The 19397-nt window shown below is 60.3% G+C and carries 20 protein-coding genes; 10 read left to right on the forward strand and 10 right to left on the reverse strand.

The window, feature by feature from the left end; all coding sequences use genetic code 11:
* Positions 1-196 precede the first annotated feature (196 nt).
* Together BS300_RS16490 and fabR are read right to left on the reverse strand one after the other, a co-directional pair.
* Entirely contained in the window at positions 197-562 is a 366-nt protein-coding gene (locus BS300_RS16490; protein ID WP_071914047.1) for a YijD family membrane protein, read from the reverse strand.
* A gap of 19 nt (positions 563-581) precedes the next feature.
* The gene (gene fabR, locus BS300_RS16495) at positions 582-1202 is read right to left on the reverse strand and encodes an HTH-type transcriptional repressor FabR (RefSeq protein WP_033112608.1); all 621 of its coding nucleotides are present in this window, start codon (positions 1200-1202) and stop codon (positions 582-584) included.
* 147 nt (positions 1203-1349) lie between these two features.
* Between fabR and BS300_RS16500 the strand changes: the two genes are divergently transcribed.
* A complete protein-coding gene (locus tag BS300_RS16500; RefSeq protein WP_071914050.1) occupies positions 1350-2480 on the forward strand; it encodes a fatty acid desaturase in 1131 nt (376 codons plus the stop codon).
* Positions 2481-2827: 347 nt separating this feature from the next.
* On the opposite strand, the gene BS300_RS21185 is transcribed toward BS300_RS16500, so the two are convergent.
* The gene (locus tag BS300_RS21185) at positions 2828-2971 is read right to left on the reverse strand and encodes a hypothetical protein (protein WP_162182404.1); all 144 of its coding nucleotides are present in this window, start codon (positions 2969-2971) and stop codon (positions 2828-2830) included.
* Positions 2972-3159: 188 nt separating this feature from the next.
* On the opposite strand from BS300_RS21185, the gene BS300_RS16505 reads away from it, so the two are divergent.
* Positions 3160-3786, forward strand: a complete 627-nt coding sequence (locus BS300_RS16505; protein WP_041209586.1) for a lysoplasmalogenase — start codon at positions 3160-3162, stop codon at positions 3784-3786.
* A 79-nt stretch (positions 3787-3865) separates the two neighbouring features.
* Here BS300_RS16505 and BS300_RS16510 read toward each other — a convergent pair whose 3' ends face one another.
* Both BS300_RS16510 and BS300_RS16515 read right to left on the reverse strand, forming a co-directional pair.
* The gene (locus BS300_RS16510) at positions 3866-5419 is read right to left on the reverse strand and encodes a DHA2 family efflux MFS transporter permease subunit (RefSeq protein ID WP_071914052.1); all 1554 of its coding nucleotides are present in this window, start codon (positions 5417-5419) and stop codon (positions 3866-3868) included.
* On the reverse strand, positions 5419-6471 hold the full coding sequence (locus tag BS300_RS16515) for an HlyD family secretion protein (RefSeq protein WP_071914055.1): 1053 nt from the start codon (positions 6469-6471) through the stop codon (positions 5419-5421). Before BS300_RS16515 ends, BS300_RS16510 begins: the two co-directional genes overlap by 1 nt.
* 96 nt (positions 6472-6567) lie before the next feature.
* Between BS300_RS16515 and BS300_RS16520 the strand changes: the two genes are divergently transcribed.
* Together BS300_RS16520 and BS300_RS16525 are read left to right on the forward strand one after the other, a co-directional pair.
* A complete protein-coding gene (locus BS300_RS16520) occupies positions 6568-7470 on the forward strand; it encodes a LysR family transcriptional regulator (RefSeq protein WP_041209589.1) in 903 nt (300 codons plus the stop codon).
* Between the two features lie 9 nt (positions 7471-7479).
* Positions 7480-7794 (forward strand): DUF2007 domain-containing protein, encoded by a 315-nt coding sequence (locus BS300_RS16525; RefSeq protein ID WP_042032285.1) that lies wholly within the window; start codon positions 7480-7482, stop codon positions 7792-7794.
* 6 nt (positions 7795-7800) lie between these two features.
* Here the strand turns inward: BS300_RS16525 and BS300_RS16530 are convergent, their stop codons facing one another.
* Entirely contained in the window at positions 7801-9084 is a 1284-nt protein-coding gene (locus BS300_RS16530; protein WP_041209590.1) for a dicarboxylate/amino acid:cation symporter, read from the reverse strand.
* Between the two features lie 210 nt (positions 9085-9294).
* Between BS300_RS16530 and BS300_RS16535 the strand changes: the two genes are divergently transcribed.
* Both BS300_RS16535 and BS300_RS16540 read left to right on the forward strand, forming a co-directional pair.
* Entirely contained in the window at positions 9295-9540 is a 246-nt protein-coding gene (locus BS300_RS16535) for a YecH family metal-binding protein (RefSeq protein ID WP_033112600.1), read from the forward strand.
* A gap of 101 nt (positions 9541-9641) precedes the next feature.
* Positions 9642-10241: a YhgN family NAAT transporter gene (locus BS300_RS16540; protein WP_041209591.1), complete on the forward strand. Its 600-nt coding sequence runs from the start codon at positions 9642-9644 to the stop codon at positions 10239-10241.
* Here the strand turns inward: BS300_RS16540 and BS300_RS16545 are convergent.
* A complete protein-coding gene (locus BS300_RS16545) occupies positions 10214-11197 on the reverse strand; it encodes a LysR substrate-binding domain-containing protein (protein ID WP_071914057.1) in 984 nt (327 codons plus the stop codon). The two genes, BS300_RS16540 and BS300_RS16545, sit on opposite strands and share 28 nt — an antisense overlap.
* Positions 11198-11471: 274 nt before the next feature.
* Here BS300_RS16545 and tatA point away from each other — a divergent pair, with 274 nt between their 5' ends.
* From tatA to BS300_RS16560, 3 genes are all read left to right on the forward strand, one after another.
* On the forward strand, positions 11472-11633 hold the full coding sequence (tatA, locus tag BS300_RS16550; RefSeq protein WP_033112597.1) for a twin-arginine translocase TatA/TatE family subunit: 162 nt from the start codon (positions 11472-11474) through the stop codon (positions 11631-11633).
* Between the two features lie 17 nt (positions 11634-11650).
* Positions 11651-11953, forward strand: coding sequence for a YfcZ/YiiS family protein (locus BS300_RS16555; RefSeq protein ID WP_033112596.1), 303 nt, complete (start codon positions 11651-11653; stop codon positions 11951-11953).
* 129 nt (positions 11954-12082) lie between these two features.
* On the forward strand, positions 12083-13507 hold the full coding sequence (locus BS300_RS16560) for a lytic transglycosylase F (RefSeq protein WP_041209593.1): 1425 nt from the start codon (positions 12083-12085) through the stop codon (positions 13505-13507).
* Here the strand turns inward: BS300_RS16560 and BS300_RS21390 are convergent.
* A complete protein-coding gene (locus BS300_RS21390) occupies positions 13485-13661 on the reverse strand; it encodes a hypothetical protein (RefSeq protein WP_167335508.1) in 177 nt (58 codons plus the stop codon). The two genes, BS300_RS16560 and BS300_RS21390, sit on opposite strands and share 23 nt — an antisense overlap.
* A gap of 90 nt (positions 13662-13751) precedes the next feature.
* Here BS300_RS21390 and BS300_RS16565 point away from each other — a divergent pair, with 90 nt between their 5' ends.
* The gene (locus BS300_RS16565) at positions 13752-14999 is read left to right on the forward strand and encodes a phospholipase D family protein (RefSeq protein WP_071914059.1); all 1248 of its coding nucleotides are present in this window, start codon (positions 13752-13754) and stop codon (positions 14997-14999) included.
* 504 nt (positions 15000-15503) lie between these two features.
* On the opposite strand, the gene BS300_RS16570 is transcribed toward BS300_RS16565, so the two are convergent.
* Positions 15504-18062 (reverse strand): TRAP transporter permease, encoded by a 2559-nt coding sequence (locus tag BS300_RS16570; protein ID WP_071914061.1) that lies wholly within the window; start codon positions 18060-18062, stop codon positions 15504-15506.
* Positions 18063-18169: 107 nt separating this feature from the next.
* Positions 18170-19141 (reverse strand): TAXI family TRAP transporter solute-binding subunit, encoded by a 972-nt coding sequence (locus BS300_RS16575; protein ID WP_041209596.1) that lies wholly within the window; start codon positions 19139-19141, stop codon positions 18170-18172.
* Between the last annotated feature and the right edge of the window lie 256 nt (positions 19142-19397).

Raw genomic sequence — 19397 nt, forward strand, 5'->3', positions numbered from 1 at the left:
AAGGGCCATATTGACCACACCCTCCTCCATCTGGACATCAATGGTAAAGCCGAGTCGCCTGGCGAGGGTCACCATGCCGCGATTGCTCGGCATGGTCATGCCTGATAAATCTGCGTAGAGCAAACAAATAGGCCTTCCCGTTGGGAAGGCCTATTTTCTTTATCTATCAGGAGATTGGGACCACTTTGTCGACTAATCAGGGTTTCTCTTTCTTGCCGAGGCTTAGACCCAGCTTGATGGAGAGTGCCGCCAGCAGCAGCAGCATCATGATCAGGGAGAAGAAGTTGCTGCCGAGTTCCGGGTATTGCACCTTGAGCAGGGCCGAGTGACCGAAGGCGCCGATAAAGAAGCAGAGCAGGGTGCAGATGGGGGTATTGCCCACCATGGGTTCGTGGCGATAGTGCTGGAACAGCTGATAGGCAGCCAGCCAGAGAGCGATCAGCGGAAAGAAGGAGAAGGGTACGACCGCGTTGGTCAGCACCGCCAGAGACGCGTCGCCACAGATGCCGATTAGCATCGCCATGGCGAGCGGTTTTTTGGGGATCACAAGCTGTTCAGTCATATCGTTCTCCGTCCTGTGGTCATGGATGGGGCTCACGGCGTTTCTGGTTCTGTACCTCGGCGCCCATGGCAATCATCCGCAGTTGGCGAATAGTGCGATCGGAGAGTGCCCGGCACTCTTCGCTGGTCATGTCGAGCGCATCGGCACCGGCGCTGAATACGATGGTAACCATGGCCTCGGCCTGGATATAGGCATCTTCCCGCGGTGCCTGGGTGGTGGCCTCCAGATAATCGGTCAGCTCGGCAATAAAGTGCTGGATCTCGCGAGCAACAGCCTGACGAAATGCGGCCGAGGTGCCGGAGCGCTCTCGCAGCAACAGCCGGAAGACGTTGGGGTTGTTCTCGACGAACTCCATGAAGGTCTGCACCGAGGTGCTGATGACGCTGCCGCCACCGGCAATGCGCTGGCGTGCCTGGCGCATCAGCTGACGCAGAGTCAGACCGCCCTCATCGACCAGGGTCAGGCCCAACTCTTCCATATCGCGAAAATGGCGATAGAAGGAGGTGGGGGCGATGCCCGCTTCACGAGCCACTTCCCGCAGGCTGAGATTGGAGAAACTCCGGTTGGCGCACAGTTGGCTGAATGCAGCATCGATCAATGTACGCCGGGTTTTTTCTTTTTGTTGAGCGCGAATACCCACGAAATCAGTCACCTTCAGCTTAACGAGGACAAATGATAACCCGAAGGCGCCTCAGGATCAGGTTTGTATCCTACTTTTTTACCATTGACCCTGGCGAAGTCGCCATGGAAAATGGCTAACAGCTGTTCGCTGAAAGGATGCAAGAAGATGGCTAGACCCCCGATTATTCTCACCAATACCCTGTTGTTCTCTCTCTCCGGACTGGTGGCGCTGGTTGCCGTGCCCTGGTATGGGATGAGCCACGGTTACGATCTCTGGCAGTGGGCTACGTTCCTGCTGCTGTTCTGTTTGAGCGGGCTCTCGATCACGGCGGGTTATCACCGCCTCTGGTCACACAAGGCTTACAAGGCTCATCCGGCGTTGCAGTGGCTGTTTGCCATCGGTGGTGCGCTGGCGTTGCAGAACTCGGCGCTGCACTGGTCGGCGGATCATCGCCGTCATCATCGTCATGTGGATGACAACGATAAAGATCCCTACAGCGCGGGGCGTGGCTTCTGGTACTCCCATATCGGCTGGATGCTGCGAGAGTATCAGGGGGAACAATATGGTGATTACAGCAATGTGCGGGATTTGCAGAACAACCCTGTGGTCATGTTTCAGCATCGCCACTATCTGGCGCTGGTGCTGGCGACCAATTTGGGCCTGCCGCTGCTGTTTGGCCTGATCCACGGAGACCTGCTCGGCATGTTGCTGCTGGCGGGCGTCTTGCGGATGGTGATGACGCACCACACCACTTTCTTTATCAACTCACTGGCCCATATCTGGGGCAGCCAGCCCTACACGGATCGCAATACCGCCCGTGACAACGGCATCCTGGCCTTTTTCACCTTTGGCGAGGGGTATCACAACTTCCACCATCTGTTCGAGAACGATTACCGCAACGGTATACAGTGGTGGCAGTTCGATCCGACCAAATGGCTGATCCGGTTTGCCTCATGGTGCGGGCTGGCGAGAGATCTGCGGTCATCGCCGGAGGAGCGTATCGAACAGGCCAGGCTGGAGATGCAGCTCAAACGGGCGCAGGCAAGGCTTGTCAAACAGGATGATCGCGAACTGTGGCAAGCACTGCTGCAGGAGGAGTACGCCAAGCTGAGTCAGCAGTTGCAGCACTACTATGCCAGTCGCAAGCGGCTGCTTGAGCTGCGCAAACGCAAGGCGCTGGCGCGCTATGACCGCCTCAAGCTGCAACTGGAGTACCGAGCCCTGCGGGACGGTTTCATCGCCAGCAAACGCAACTGGAGTCGCCTGCTGGCAGGTATTGCCAGAGCCCCAGTGTAAACAAGCAGAAAAGAGAAGACCGCCACTCGGCGGTCTTCTCTCTGGTGGAGCCTGCGCGCCGGTTTGGCGCCAGCATCTCTACTTATTCGGGGTGATCCTGCTCTTGCAGCTGGCTCAGGGTCTGTTGTTCCAGCGGGTTGAGCCCCAGTTGCTCGCACGCCTGCTCAAAGCTGATCCCCATATGGCACATCATGATATCCAATAACGGGAGGGCTAGTTGGCTTGGCTCTGCTGTTGCTGCAACTGATCCAGCGCCTGCTGCTCCTGCTAGCTGAGCCCCAGTTGCTCACACGCCTGCTCAAAGCTGATCCCCGGATGGCACATCATGATATCCAATAACGGGAGGGCTAGTTGGCTTGGCTCTGCTGTTGCTGCAACTGATCCAGAGCCTGCTGCTCCTGCTGGCTGAGCCCCAGTTGCTCGCACGCCTGCTCAAAGCTGATCCCCAGATGGCACATCATGATATCGATGGCGGGCAGATAGTTTTTCATAGCTTCTTCCATGGTGATCCTCCAGACCCGTCTCTTATGCCCTGAATGGTATGGCGCGGCAATTAGACTTTAGGCTTAGTCTCACCCTTTGATCCGCCCCCTGCCACTCGGTGGGGGAATTTGTTACCCTGCACCCAGATATAAAAACGGTTGCCGTATGACAGCGAGCAACGGGTGAGGAGCAGGGCATGTTATTGAGTTTCTTGATCATCGCTTCCGGTTGGTGGCATATCCGCGCCGCCTATGGTTCAGACAGCCGCCAGTTCTATATCAGCAAGCCGCTGACCATGCTGCTCATCATCGCGCTGGCGTTTGGCTATCAGGGCTATGACCACGATGGTTCCCACGCCTGGATCCTGCTCGGTCTCTGCCTCTCGCTGGCGGGCGATGTGCTGCTGATGCTGCCAAGCGACCGCTTTATTCAGGGCCTGGCGGCATTTCTTGTCGCGCACCTCTGCTACATCGTCGGCTTTGCCCAGGGGCCGCTGGTGCTCAATCTGGTGGATGGCTTGCTGCTCCTGCTCATCGCCGCGCTGGTATTTGGCCTGCTGTGGGGCAAGCTGGGAGAGATGCGCATTCCGGTCTTCTGCTACATGCTGGTGATCATCGGTATGGCCTGGGTGGCTGCGGGTGCCTGGCACGCATCGCTCACCGCAGGCAGTGCGGCTGCGCTGGCTGGTGCCCTGATGTTCCTCTTCTCCGACAGCATGCTGGCACTCGATCGCTTCCGCCGCCCCTTCCCCCACGCCAGAGCCTGGGTGATGAGCAGCTACTTTGCCGCCCAGTTCCTGATTGCGGGGTCGCTGGCGGGATGACGCCATGCAGTTGAATACAGGCAACAGATAAAGAAAAACGGGCGTTGGCCCGTTTTTCGTTTTATTTATCAGCTGCTTTTCACGCCTCTATCGGCTCGGCATCCGCTGCCCGCGGGGCGGGGGATTTGAGCAGCAGCATCAGACCGCTGGCGACCAGCAGGAAGATCCCCATGATGTAGAAGACCTGGTTGTAGGCCATGATGGCCGCTTCCCGGTTGATGGTGTTGGCGAGTATGGCGTGCGCCTGCTGCTCGGCCAGCTCGGGGCCGGAACCCTGTGCCATCATGCTCTGGGCCAGCTGCAGCAGATAGGTTTGTCCCTCGATACTGCTGGCAGGCAGGGTGCTGCCGATCTGGAGCATATGGGTGCGGGTATCGTTGTCGAGCATGGTCGCTATGATGGCGATACCAAAGGCGCCACCCAGGTTGCGCAGCACGTTGAGCAGGGTGGAGGAGGAGGGAACCTCATCATGACTCAGACTGGCGGTGGCGACCAGGGAGAGCGGCACCATGATGAAGGGCTGCCCAAGTGCCCGCACGATGAGCGCCTGAATAAGCTGCGGCCCGGCATAGTCGGCACTCATGTTGACGTTCATAAAGCAGCTGACGGCGAAGATGAAAAAGCCGAAGCTCACCAGATAGCGCGGATCGACCTTGTGGGTCAGTTTGGGCACCAGCGGCAGCACCAGCAGCTGGGGCAGCCCCATCCACATCAGCACTTCGCCAATCTCCAGCGCGTTGTAGTTGTGGATCTGGGTCATGTAGAGCGGCAGCACATAGATGGAGCCCATCAACGCCATCCCGAGGATCAGATAGGCGAAGCAGGCGAGGGCAAAGCGCGGGTTGTGCAGCAGCCGCAGGTTGACCAGCGGGTGGCGGCGCAGCAGCTGGCTGATGACGAAGAAGACCAGTGAGACGACCGAGATGATGGTCAGGCGCACGATGAAGGTCGAGCCGAACCAGTCCTCCCGGTTACCCTCCTCCAGCACCACCTCCAGCACGCCCAGGCCAAGCGCCATGGTGACGATGCCGATAAGGTCGACCCGCTTGATCACCTCCCAGTCCACCGCCTTCTTGTCCAGCCCGTGCGCCAGCATGGCCATCACCAGCAGCCCCGGCGGGACGTTGAGATAGAAGATGTAGTGCCACGACATCTGCTCGGTGAGCCAGCCGCCGAGAGTTGGGCCGATGGCCGGGGCGAAGGTGGCACAGAGACCGAACAGCGCCATGCCGGTAGCCCGCTTCTGCAGCGGCAGCAGGGTAACGATGAGGGAGAAGGCCATCGGAATAAGTGCCCCGCCGGTGAAGCCCTGCATCGCCCGGAAGACGATCATGCTGGTGAGGTTCCAGCTGAAGGAGCAGAGCACGGAGGAGACGATAAAGGCGCCCGTGGTCCACAGCAGGTAACGGCGCACGCTCAGCCCCCGGCTCAGCCAGCCACTAAGGGGGATGGCGATCATCTCCGCCACCAGATAGGAGGTGGAGATCCAGGAGCTTTCGCTCAGGGTGGCAGAGAGCGCCCCCTGAATGTCCTTCAGGGAGGCGTTGGTTATCTGGATATCGAGGATGGCCATGAAGGCGCCGATAAGGCCGCCGATGACCGCGATCCAGTGGCGACGTGGAATGGGTTCCATCAGTTGGCGGCCGTCATGGCATCAGGAGTACGGGTATCTACCGTTACTTCGCTGGAGAGACCCGGCAACAGCTTGCCGGCGAGCTGACCCGGCTCGGGGATACGGATTTTGACCGGTACCCGCTGCACAATCTTGGTGAAGTTGCCGGTGGCGTTCTCCGGTGGCAGCAGGGCGAACTTGGCCCCTGTGGCTGGCGCCAGACTGTCGATGACCCCCTCGACCGGCTGATCCGGATAGGCATCAAGCACCACTTCGACCTTCTGGCCGGGCTGCATATGGGCGAGCTGGGTCTCCTTGAAGTTGGCCTCGACCCACACTTGTTGCAGCGGCACCAGACTGGCGACCTGCATGCCGGACTGGACGTAGAGCCCCTCCCGCAGGCTGCGCTTGCCGATGATGCCATCGGCTGGTGCCCGCAGCTCGGTGTAGCCGAGCTCCAGCCTGGCCTGCTCCAGTTGTGCTTCACTCAGGGCCAGCTTGGCCTGATTCTGCTTGCGCTCGGCATCCAGTACCAGCAGTCGCTCACGGGCTGCCTGCAAGGCCGCTTTGGCTTCTTGTGCCTGTGCCTGATTGACCTGCAGACCAGCCCGCACTTCATCCAGACTGTCTTGCGAGCTGTAGTGGCGCTGGTTGAGCTGGCTGATCCGGGTTACCTGCTGGCTGGCGCGCAGCTGCTCGGCCTTGGCGGAGGCAACCTTGGCTTCGGCCTGCTGGATCAGGCTCAGCTGCTGGATGCGGGTAGCGGCCAGATTCTCGGCGGTTGCCTGATTGAGGCGCAGATCGGCCTCGGCCTCCGCGACCTTGGTCTTGTATTCGCGATCATCGAGACGGGCGATGAGCTGGCCCGTTTTGACCGGCTGGTTGTCGGTCACCAGCACTTCGCTGATATAGCCGGGCAGCTTGGAGCTGATCCCGGTTACCTCGCTCTGGAGATAGGCGTTGTCGGTGCTCTCGAAATAGCGGCCGTGGAGATACCAGTAGGCGGAGAAGAGGAGAGCGAGCAGGGCCAGGATCATGGCGGCCAGGAGAGGGATTTTCTTGTGTTGACTCATTTTGGAGATTCCTGAACGTAAGGGGCGCAGGCTAACACTGCTCGACTGTTTCGATTAGTATTGGTTCACGAGATATACAGTTTCACAGGTGCAACAATGGACCTAAATGCTGCGTTAATTCTGGTACGAATTGTCGACAAGGGCTCGTTTACTGCCGCAGCCCAGGAGCTGGGGATGACCAAGGCGATGGTCAGCCGGCGGATTGCCGAGCTGGAACAGAGGCTCGGGGTGCGGCTGCTTTATCGCTCCACCCGTCAGCTCACCCTGACCGAGGAGGGGGAGAAGTACTATCGGCACTGCAGCAAGGCGGTGGAGGCATTGACGGAAGCGGAGCTGATGTTGAGCGCCAGCCAGCAAGAGGTGACCGGCACTCTCAAGATGGCCGTGCCCATAGAGACGGGTCAGTTGGTGGTCGGGCGCCTGGTCGCCAAGTTTTTACAGGCCTATCCCGGCCTGCAGGTGGAGCTGGAGCTGACCAACCGGGTGGTTGACCCCATCAGCGAAGGGCTGGATGCGGTGGTGCGGATCGGCGATATGAGCGATTCCAATCTGGCCGCACGCCGCCTATGGAGCACCGGGAAGCTACTCTGTGCCAGTCCGGCCTATCTGGCGCGCAGCCCGGCGATCAAGCGGCCGGAGGATCTGGCCAACCATGAGCGGGTGACGGTGAGCAACGGCTTTCTCGCTTCCCACTGGTGCTTCGAGCTGGATGGCAAAGAGGTGCTGGTTGACCCTCCCTCCCGTTTTCGGGTCAATAATATTACCTGTGCCCGCGAGGCGGCCAAGGCGGGTCTCGGACTGGCCTCGATCCCGGCCATGCTCTGTCAGGAGGAGCTGGCCAGCGGCGAGCTGGTCGCGGTGCTGCCAGAGTGGCAGCAACCCAAGGTGTCGATCTACCTGCTGTTTCCGGAGCGACAACTTATGCCGCGTAAATTGCGGGCGTTCATCGATTTCATGGTGGAGAACGGGGCCGAGTTCGGCATCGACAAGCTGCTGTAAGGGGGAGCTATGGATAACTGGATCAATCTCTATCGCGCCTCTCACACTCTGGAGGCTCATGCTCTCAAGGGGGCGCTGGAGGCGGAAGGGGTGCCGGTGCGCCTCAATGGCGACGGCCTGTCAGGGGCCTTTGGCGAGCTGGCGGCGGATCTGCTGCAGGTGACCCTGATGGTGCGTGCCGAGGATCGCAGCAAGGCAGGGCGGGTGATCGAACGCTATCAGCAGCGCCAGGGTAACGGCTGGCTGTGCGGTCAGTGCGGGGAGGAGAACGGCGCCAACTTCGAAGTGTGCTGGCGTTGCCATCACGATCCCCACGACAACTAATCCTCCCTAGCGTAGGGGGACGTCGATATCTTCCCCGGCGTGTTCATCGTGATAGGTCGCCAGATCCAGCTCGTTTTCGCTGCGGGCGATCAGTACGGAAACCAGAATATCCCCCGAGACGTTGACCGCGGTGCGCGCCATGTCGAGCACCCGGTCAATCCCCGCAATCAGTGCAACCCCTTCCAGCGGCAGTCCGACCGCGGTCAGCGTGAGCGTCAGCAGCATCAGCCCGGTGCCCGGAGTGCCTGCGGTGCCGATACTGGCCAGGGTGGCGATGCTGATGATGGTCAGGTAGTCCACCAGATGCAGATCCACCCCAAATGCCTGTGCCACAAACAGGGCTGTGACCCCCTGATAGAGCGCCGTGCCATCCATGTTGATGGTGGCGCCGATGGGCAGCACTTTGGCGGTGATGGCGGGTGAGACCCCGAGCCGCTTCTCGGCACAGGCGAGGCTGATGGGCAGGGTGCTGCTGCTGGAGCTGCTGGTGAAGGCCACTGCCTGGGCATCGACGATGCTCTTGAAGTAGTGGATCGGATTGAGCCGCGCCAGCAGGAGCAGCAGGGTGCTGTAGACCCCGAGTACATGGAGCAGACAGCCGAGATAGACGGCGCCGATTACCTTGAGCAGGGGCAGCAGCAGGTCGATGCCATATTTGCTGGTCATCCATGCCATCAGGGCACAGACGCCATACGGAGCCAGCGCCATCACCATCTGGGTCAGCTTGAACATCCCCTCCGCCAGCGAGGTGAAGAAGAGGATGGCGGGGCGGCCGCGGCGGCCACAGGCATTGAGTGCCACCGCCAGCGCCACGGCAAAGACGATCACCTGCAGGATCTTGCTGTCCACCATCGCCTCGACCGGATTGCTCGGCACCAGATGGCTCAGCACGCTGGCCAGAGTCGGTGGTGTGGTCATGCCGGGTCGTTGGTAGGGGCCCATGTCGGCTCCCATGCCGGGCTCCAGCAGCCAGCCCATCATCAGGCCGATGCAGATGGCGATGGCGGTGGAGCAGAGGTAAAGGCAGCTCGCCTTGATACCTATACGATCGAGCGCCTTGCCCTTGAGCAGTGAGGTGAGGCCGGCGATGACCGAGCAGAAGATCAGGGGCACCATCAGCATCTGGATGGTGTTGACGAAGAGCACGCCGATGGGCTTGAGCAGCTGAGCCTGCTCCTCGAAGCCGACGCCAAGGGCGACCCCGGTCAGCATGCCGATCAGGGTCTTGAGCCAGAGCGGGCGACGGGTCCAGATCTGCCAGGGTTTGCTTGCCTCTCCATGGAACAGCATGGCGCCAATATCCTTATCAAATGTCTGCGGTGACCAAAAATGGGGCGCTAGTGTAGCGATCCCTGCAGTGGGTTGCCACATTATCGACAAAGCGGCGTCGCTGACCACTCTCGCAGCAGGGTAATCCGTTATTTATTGGCCTATATCAAGATCCCTCCTGACGGGAGAGGATTTAATTGACATTAAATATGTTCATTATTGAGGTGCAAGATGTCGCAATCGGTACATGGTCACGAAGTGATGGAGATGATGCTGGAACAGGATGGTCAATTCACCCGTGCCAGCCTCAAGCAGGCGATGGCGCAGCGGTTTGGTGCCGACGCCCGTTTTCATACCTGCAGCGCCAGCGAGATGGATGCCGAAGCGCTGATCGACTTCCTGGCCGCTCGCGGCAAGTTCATCGAAGCCGGTGAAGGTTTCCAGACCCGTGCCGACAAGATCTGCAATCACGGATAACCCCCCTTGGCGAGCGCGTGATGGCGCTCGCTCAACTTCTCGCCCTTTGCTATATTTCGCCCCCTCCCATTTCCCAATTCAAGGCGTAGCCCGGGCGTTGTATGGATACTTTTTCTGCCGCAGTCATGCTGTTTCTGATCATGGACCCGCTGGGCAACCTGCCGGTCTTCCTCTCAATCCTGCGCCATATCGATCCCAAGCGGCGGCGCAAGGTGATGATCCGCGAGCTGCTCTTCTCGCTGGCCATCATGATGCTCTTCCTCTTTGTCGGTCAGCAGATCCTCGGCTTCCTCAACCTGCGGCAGGAAGCAGTCAGCATTGCCGGCGGTATCATCCTGTTCCTGATCGCCATCAAGATGATCTTCCCGAGTGAAGGGGGGGTGACCGGACTGGCGGCGGGCGAGGAGCCCTTCCTGGTGCCGATGGCGATCCCGATGATCGCCGGCCCCTCGATCCTCGCCTCTTTGATGCTGCTGGCCAATCAGGAGCCCACCCGGATGGTGGACTGGTCGCTGGCGCTCTTCATGGCATGGGCCGCCAGCGCGGTGATCCTGATGTTCTACGAGGTATTCAACAAGCTGTTGGGTGAGCGTGGACTCACTGCGGTGGAGCGGCTGATGGGGATGCTGCTGGTGATGATCTCGGTGCAGATGCTGCTGGACGGGGTTCACCACTACTTGCAGGTAACGGGCACCCCTTGATCGGCGCGTGACTCCAGCTGACTCAGGATCAGGGTCAGCAGGGTCTCCCGCAGCCAGCGATGGCCGGGATCTTCCTCATGACGCTGATGCCAGATGAGCAGGTGCGAAATGCTGTCCAGCTCGATGGGCAGCGGCAGTTGCAACAGCGGGTAGACCTGGGTCGCGTGACGGGCATAGAGCTTGGAGAGGGTGACGATCATATCGGAGTGCATGCCCATCCGCAGCGCCGCCTCGAATGAGGGAACACTCGCCTCGATACGCCGGTAGAGATCGTGCTCTGCCAGCTTGTGATCCAGCATCCAGCGATCCCGCCCTTCGCAGTAGGTCTGGACATGGGGATAGCTGAGGTAGTGGTCGAGATCCCAGCGCGGCTCCTGCAGGGCGGGGTGGTGCTGTTGCACCAGACAGGTGAGGCCATCGATGGCGAGCAGTCGCTGGCAGATGCTGCCGGGCAGGGTATCGAGGCGGTAGTCGGAGTCGATACAGTTCTCCCGCACCGTGAAGGCGATATCCACCTGCCCCTGGCTCATCTCGGTCAGGCTGTTTTCGGTCCACTCCTCATAGCGCAGCCGCAATCTGGGGGCCTGTCGCTTCAGTTCGCTCAGGTAGAGCGGGGCAAACAGGGTGAAGGCGCTGTCCATGCTGGCGATGACAAACTCCCGATCCGAGTTGGCCGGGTCGAACTCCGGCGGCTGGATCAGGTTGTCCAGCGACAGCAGGATGGGTTGCAGCTGCTGTTGCAGCACCAGTGCGCGGGGGGTCGGTTCCAGCCCGTAAGCGGAGCGGATAAAGAGGGGATCGTCGAAGGTTTCCCGCAGTCGGCCGAGCGCCTTGCTGACGGCGGATTGACTCAAATGCAGTCGTCTGGCTGCCTTGCTGCCGTTGCGCTCCTCCAGCAGAACCTGCAGGATTATCAGCAAATTGAGGTCGATACGACCCAGTTGTTCCAGCAGCATGATATGAATCTCCTTCAACTCTAAGATGAATTTATACCATTTGTTTTCATATCTTGGCGATCTTATCCTCAATTTGTCTCTGGCTCGGATGAGCCACTGGTACAGGATGTAGCGGTTGAGGGGACACGTAGCACAATCAATATGGCGACCTTCGGGTCGCCCTATTTTTTGTAGTGATTTATTTGCTCACTTGCACCCGCCTTGATTTTGCCCAACAATTCTTGCGCTCTGTTTTGATACAACTGATAGATATCTCTCTTTGAGGAGCATCCCTATGGGACTCGGTGGAATTCATATCTGGCACATGTTGATCCTCTTGTTGGTGGTTGTGCTGGTGTTTGGCAGTAAGCGTCTGGCCAGTGCGGGTGAGGATCTGGGAACCGCTATCAGGGATTTTCGTAAAGCCATGCGTGACGATGAAAATCATCCGAAATAAGCAGTAGGAGTAAAAGTATGTCTGTTGACGAAAAAGTTGAACTGAACGAAACCTGCGACAGCTGCGGCTGTTTTGCCGAGATCGGCACCATCATCGGTGAAGGCGATGATGTGATGGAACTGGTGATCGAAGCCGCTGCCGAGGCTGATGCCCGTGCCAAGCTGGCTGCCTATGAAGCACTGGCCAAGCAGGTGACTGCCGAAGCCAAGAGCAGCAGTGAACTGACCCAGGGCGCCAACGGCGTGATCCTGAAAGCCCGCCTGCAATTTACCTGCACCGCCGAAAAACTGATCTTCGAAATGCGGGCCCGCTCTATCTGAGCCCTCTGATGACGCGGCAGGCCAGTCCTGCCGTGTTGACCCTTCTGCTGTGGGTCTGCGTTCTATAGTTACTCTATCCCACAGACGGTTTTGCCCGGCGCGAGTCGGCCAACAGAAGGCGACAACATCATGATGCGGCACTGGATCTGGGGCCTGCTGGCTCTCTGGTCTCTCCCCTTGCTGGCGGCCGATCTCAAGCCTCAGCGTCTTCCCCAACCCGGGGATCTCGAATCCATTTTGCAAAAGCGCGAACTCAGGGCTCTGGTGGTCTATGAGCGCGGGTTCTATTTCCTCGACAAGGGTGCCCAGTACGGCATTCTGGTCAATCAGCTGCAAGGGTTCGAGCGCTGGCTGAACAAGACCTATCTTGCCAGGGAGAAGGTGCCGCTCAAGGTGGTCTACATCCCGGTTCGGCAGGACAAGCTGCTCGATTATCTGGCGGAGGGGCGCGGCGATCTGGTGGCGGCCAATATGACGGTGACTCCGACCCGGCGCGAACAGGTGACCTTCTCCCGGCCGCTGATCTCCTCCATCGAGGAGTGGGTGGTCAGTCAGAACACGCTGCCAGCCTTCAACCGCATTACCCAGCTCTCCGGCCGGCGGGTCTGGGTGCGCGCCAGCTCCAGCTATTGCGAGAGTCTGCGCCAGCTGAACTGGTTGTTTCGCGAGCTTGGGCTGCCTCCTGTCTATATCGAGACGGTGCCCGAGTATCTGCAGGATGGCGATCTGCTGGAGATGGTGGCGGCCGGCATCATTCCGCTGACGGTGACCGACAGCTACAAGGGGCGGATCTGGCTGGGGGGGATGATCTCCGGCCTCAAGGCGCACAAGCTGATCCCCCTGCGCAGCAAGGGCACCAGTGCCTGGGCGCTGCGCAAGAACAGCCCCGACCTCCTTAAAGCGGTCAACCGCTATCTGGCGGGGGCCAGTCGCAACAGTCTCTATAGCGACATGACCCTGCGCCGCCTGCTGGCGCGCAGCGACCAGATGAGCAACATACTGGCACCTGACCCCATGGGGCGGCTGGCAACCATTCGCAAGGTACTGGAGAAGTATGCCAAGCAGTACGAGCTGGACTGGCTGATGCTGGCAGCGCTGGCATACAAGGAGTCCGGTCTCAACCCCGCTATCCGCTCCGAGAAGGGGGCTGTTGGCATCATGCAGCTGCTGCCCAGCACCGGTCGCGAGGTCAATATCACGGGGGCCAGACTGACGACGCTGGATGGCAACGTCGAGGCTGCCTGCCGCTACTTGCGCCTGATCCTCGATACCTACTTCAACGATCCCAATCTGGATCTGCTCAACCGCCACCTCTTTGCGCTCGCAGCTTACAATGCCGGGCCGAACCGGGTTCAGGCCTTGCGGGACAAGGCGGGCAAGCTGGGGCTGGATCCCAATGTCTGGTTCGGTAACGTGGATCAGCTGGTGGCCAACGAGGTGGGGCAGGGGCCGATCAACTATGTCGGCACCATCTACAAGTACTATGTTGGCTATCGCTTCAGCCTGCCCCAGATCGAGGGCAAGGCTGCGGCTATCGAAGCGGCTCAGCCATGAGCCGATTGACCGGCTGAGCCTCCGGCGTGGTCGGTAGCGGCCAGCCACCATCCCTGTGCAGCAAGAACCAGTGGGCCGACTCGGTGCCGGGTGTTTGATCCGGCTGGTGGAGCTGGCCCAGATAGCGCAGCATAGGGGTATCGTGCAGTTCCATAGCAACTCCCTGTTTCGAGATACGAAAAGTGTCGATATACGAAGAGGCTTGCTGCGTTATGACACCTGGCCATGACAGCAGGATGACAAGATGATCCCCGGATCCTTTGCCCTGATCGACGACCCGGCCCTGGCGCTCAAGGTGCGCTGCCACTGGATCCGCTCCGCCCGCGAGCAGATCCAGGCGCAGTATTACAGCTGGGAGGAGGACTGCAGCGGCAAACTGCTGCTGGGCGAGCTGCTCCATGCCGCCCGGCGCGGAGTCAGGGTACAGCTGCTGGTGGATGATCTCTATGCCGGGGACAACCGCTTTCTGGAGATGGTGGCTCACTGTCCCGGTATCGAGGTGCGGCTGTTCAACCCCTTCTGGTTAAGGGGCTGGCGGCCGCTGGCCCTGCTGCTGGAGGGGATTTTCACCTTTCGCCGCATTAATCACCGGATGCACAACAAGCTGCTGCTGGTGGATGGCAAGCTGGCGCTTATCGGTGGCCGCAATATTGGTGATCGTTATTTCGGGCTGGATCCGGATGCCCCTTTCGTGGATCTCGATCTTGCCTGTCAGGGGGCCATTTGCGAGCAGATGGCGGCGGGGTTTGCCCAGTTCTGGCAGAGCCGCTGGAGCCACCCTATCCGTCATCTGTTGCGCCGAAGATTGCAGCCAGCCGAAATTCGTGTGGTCAACGATTTCCTCCTCACCATAGCGGATCCCGCGGTCGCTGCCGTTTATGATCTGCCTGCCTCCCTGTTTGACGGCAACGAGCCTGCGCTTGCATGGCATACCGGTCGGGCCGAGGTCTGGTTTGACCGCCCCGGCAAAGGGCTGGTTTCCCGCCCGGTGACCGCTCGCCAGCTCTGGCGACAGTTGGCGGATGCTCCTTCCACGCTCCGCATGGTGACTCCCTATCTGATCCTCACGGGCGGTTTTCGGCGCCGTTTGCAGCGGTTGCGTCGGCAGGGAGTGGTGATCGAGATCCTCACCAACTCGCTGGCCAGCACGGATGTGCCACTGGTGCATGGAGCCTACCAGCGTCACAGGGGTTGGTTGCTGCGTCAGGGGATCCGGTTGTGCGAGTTTGATGAAGGGCAAGGCAGCCTGCACGCCAAGCTGATCCTGTTGGGAGAGGATCGCGCCCTGTTTGGCAGCCTCAACCTCGATCCCCGCTCGCTCTTTCTCAATACCGAGCTGATGTTGCAGCTGGAGTGTGCGCCCATCTGCCAGCAGTTGCAGGCGTGGTTGTTGCAGTGGCAAGGGCAGGGTGAACCACGCAAAGCGGAAGGGTGGTCACGGCGTCTGGTTGCCAGGCTCAGCGACTGGTTACCACTGCATCGCTGGTTGTGAGCTGGCCATTTTTTGTGCGAGATCTCGCAAAGGCGTGTAGGCCTTTGCCGATGCACATCGCGGGTGAATAGCCATAACCGAGTCTATCTAACTGTTTTATAACCAGTTCATGGTGGTGATAAGGCTGTTTTTTGTACCGCCATGTGAATGAATTGGGCATAAAATCGTTTTTTATTTTGTTTTTCTGCGTAATATTTCAGTTGCAAGGACAAACACGGTGGCTTGCTGCCGTGTGGAAGAGGGTTGTAACGGGTTGCTGGCCACTTGTATCGCTGCAACTGGCGCTGACTTCTGATGGGTAGCGAACTTTCGGGAGGTTCGGAGAGGCGCCCGCGACGACCGGATTCCAATATGGAACATGCTTATTTGCGAGGGGGTGACATGGATATGTCACCCCACTTTTTTTCTGGCTGAAGGCGGGGGTTATCCCCTGGTATCAGCGCTTCAAAAAAGAGGGCCGCTGTCGCGGCCCTCTCTCATTTCTCATGCAGATGCGGGAATCCATCAGCCTGCGCTGACCGCCACACGGCGGCGCTGTAGCCAGATGATGGCGCCAAACAGCAGGAAGCCCGGGATCCACATCAGCTCTTTGCGCCAGCGGTCGGTCGGCGCCTTGACGGCCAGGATCTCCTGATCGAACTCCAGCCCCATGGCGGCGGCCGGGCTGCCGAAGGCAACGCTGTCGATCAGCGTCTTGCCATCCTGCTCATAGAGGGTGAGCCCCAGATTGGCCAGCCGCTCTTCACCTGTTTCCCCTTCCGGTACGGGCACCAGCAGGGTGAACTGGCGCGCCTTGCCGACTGCATCCTCTCCCATGACCCGGACGCGCAGGGGACTCTCCGCTTCCACCTCACCCATGGTCCGGGCCAGCTGGGCAGGCGGTGTCTGGCGATAGGGATCGTGGGCCAGATCCATCCAGAAGCCGGGGCGGAACAGGGTAAAGGCGACCAGCAGCAGCAGGATGCTCTCGTACCAGCGGCTCTTCACCAGAAAGTAGCCCTGAGTCGCAGCGGCGAAGATCAGCATGGCAATGGTGGCCACGATGAAGATCAGCACGCCGTGGGCGAAGTCCACGTTGATGAGCAGCAGGTCGGTATTGAAGATGAAGAGGAACGGCAGCGCTGCGGTGCGCAGGCTGTAGTAGAACGCGGTGAGACCGGTACGGATGGGGTCCCCTTTGGAGACGGCCGCTGCCGCAAAAGAGGCGAGCCCTACCGGTGGCGTCACATCCGCCATGATGCCGAAGTAGAAGACGAACAGATGCACCGCGATGAGCGGCACGATCAGCCCGTTCTGCTGCCCCAGCGTCACCACTACCGGTGCCAGCAGGCTGGAGACCACTATGTAGTTGGCGGTGGTCGGCAGCCCCATACCGAGGATCAGGCTGAGCAGGGCGGTCAGCAGCAGCATCAGCAGCAGATTGCCCATGGAGAGCATCTCCACCAGATCCGCCAGTACCAGCCCGACGCCGGTCTGGGAGACGGCCCCGACGATGATCCCCGCCGTGGCGGTGGCGATACCGATACCGATCATGTTGCGGGCACCGGCAACCAGTCCCTCGCGCAGGTCGACCATGCCGTCGTTGAAGGTGCCGTAGTCGTGCTTGCCGTCGCGGCGCAGCCAGTTGAGCAGCGGTCGCTGGGTCAGCAGGATAATCACCAGCATCACCGTGCCCCAGAAGGCGGAGAGACCGGGCGAGAGGCGTTCCACCATCAGGCACCACACCAGCACCACCACCGGCAGCAGGAAGTGAAGGCCGGAGAGCAGCACGGTGCGGGTGTTGGGCAACTCTTCAAGGGGCTTGTCCGGATCTTCCGCCGGCAGGGGATCATTGCTGGCGGCGATCTTCAGCAGACCCAGATAGGCGATGGCCAGCAGCAGGCCGATAGCGGGCAGGGCATAGTCGCCCAGCGCCGGTTTGAGCCAGCCCAAGCCATAGTAGACCGCCATCGACAGTCCGCTGATGAGGGCCGCGCCAAAGGCAAAACCGGTCAGACGGTGCAGCCAGGGTTTCGGCTGATGGTTGCCGATGGGCTGCATGCCGAGCTTGAGCGCCTCCAGATGGACGATGTAGAGCAGCGCTATGTAGGAGATGGCCGCAGGCAGAAAGGCGTGCTTGATGATCTCCACATAGGGGATTCCCACGTATTCCACCATCAGGAAAGCCGCGGCCCCCATCACTGGCGGCATGATCTGGCCGTTGACCGAAGAGGCCACTTCAACCGCGCCCGCCTTCTCTTTCGAGAACCCCACCCGCTTCATCATGGGAATGGTGAAAGTGCCGGTGGTGACCACGTTGGCGATGGAGGAGCCGGAGATGAGGCCGGTGAGGCCGGAGGCAACTACCGCTGCCTTGGCCGGGCCGCCGCGCAGGTGACCCAGCAGGCTGAAGGCGAGCTGGATGAAGTAGTGGCCGGCACCGGCTCGCTCCAGCAAGGCGCCGAAGAGCACGAACAGGAAGACGAAGCTGGTGGAGACGCCGAGGGCGATGCCAAAAACCCCCTCGGTGGTGATCCACTGGTGGTTGGCCAGCGCAGTGAAGCTCACTCCGCGGTGGGCCAGCAGCCCCGGCATCCAGGGGCCCGCCAGACTGTAGGTGAGAAAGACGATGGCGATGACCGCCAGCGCCGGCCCCAGCGCACGGCGCGCAGCTTCGAGCAGCAAAGGTATGCCGATACAGGCCGTCACCAGATCGGCGGTGGTGAGGTTGCCCGGTCGCTGGGCCAGGGCCTGATACATCACGAAGAGGTAGGAGGCCGCGCCGGCCGCGATCAGGGCGAGAGCGATATCGCTAAAGGGCACCCGATCTCGCGGCGAGGTGCGAAACGCCGGAAACACCAGAAATGCCAGCAGCAGGGCAAAGGTGAGGTGAATGGAGCGGGTTTCGGTGTCATTGAGCACGCCAAAGCCGAGCATGAAGGGGAGCGGCGAGGCGATCCAGAGCTGGAACAGTGACCAGGCCAGCGCCAGCAGGGTGATGATGCCACCCATGGCGCCAGCAGGGAGCCGTGCGCCCACATCCTGGGCGATCAGCTCCTCGGTAGAGAGTTGTTTGTCTTGCATAGGGTTAATTTGTGCCCACCAGTACAACAAGAGCGACACCCGCCCCCGCAATCAGGGGCGAGGCAGACGGGTGTCGGTGAGAGTGACAGCGGCCCGGGGGCCCGCGCTTAGATCCAGCCGCGCTCTTTGTAGTAGCGGGCAGCCCCTTCATGGAGCGGTGCTGAGAGCCCCACCTTGATCATGTCGGCCTCTTGGAGGTCGGCGAAGGCCGGGTGCAGGCGCTTGAAGCGATCCAGATTGTCGAACACCGACTTCACCAGCTGATAAACCACTTCGGGGTCGGTCTTGGCGCTGGTGGAGAGCACCGCCTTGCCACCGATGGAGGGGGTCGGCTGGTCACTGCCCTTGTAGATGCCACCCGGAATTTCAGCCTTGGTGTAGTAGCTCTTCTCGGCCAGCAGCTTGTCGATCTCGGCGCCGGTGACCGGCACCAGCACGGCGTCGGTAGTGGTGGAGGCTTCCTGAATGGCGCCATTGGGGTGGCCGACGAAGTAGCTCATGGCATCGATGTTGTTGTCACCGAGGGCGGAGGCCTGTTCGGCCGGTTTCAGCTCGGAGACCAGACCGAAGTCGCCCTTCTGCCAGCCCTTGACCGCCATGATCTCTTCCATGGTATCGCGCTGGCCTGAGCCCGGGTTACCGATATTGACCCGCTTGCCCTTGAGATCATCGAAGCCGGCTACCTTGGCGTCCTTGCGGGCCAGGATGGTGAACACCTCGCTCTGCAGGGAGAAGACGGCGCGCATGTCATCCATGGCTCCTTCCGCCTGGAAGGGGGGCAGCCCTTTCATTGCCTTGAACTGGTGATCGGATTGCATGATGCCGAAGTTGAACTCGCCGCTGCGGATGCCGTTGACGTTGGCCACACCGCCGCCGCTGGCCGGGGCATTGCACTTGATCTGGTGATCGGACGCGCCGCGATTGAGGAAGCGGCAGATCGACTGGCCCGCCACGTAGTAGACGCCGGTCTGGCCGCCGGTGCCTATGGTCACGAAGCGCTCCTGCGCCTGTACCGGGCCACCAAACGACACGCCGACCAGAGCAGCCGACAGGGCGCATGCCAAGGATAATCCTTTCATGTTTTCCATCCTTTTCATTGAGTTATCTCACCCGTTCCACGAGTGAATTTATGGCGAGCCTGCGGCGGGAGCCGGGCTGGCCGATAGGGCCTCGTACGAGGAAAAGGTCGGGCTGTTACCCCCTCCCAAAAAAGCCACCATCATCCTGCGGTGAGATAACCGGCGTCCTGCCGGCAGAAGATAATTTGGCCCCTGAGGGGCCAAAGAAAAAGTTGTAACGGCTTCGATTAAGCACATCTCGCCAACAACAATCAAA

Origin of the sequence: Aeromonas sp. SCS5, assembly GCF_001887375.1 — a bacterium.
GTDB lineage: Bacteria > Pseudomonadota > Gammaproteobacteria > Enterobacterales > Aeromonadaceae > Aeromonas > Aeromonas jandaei.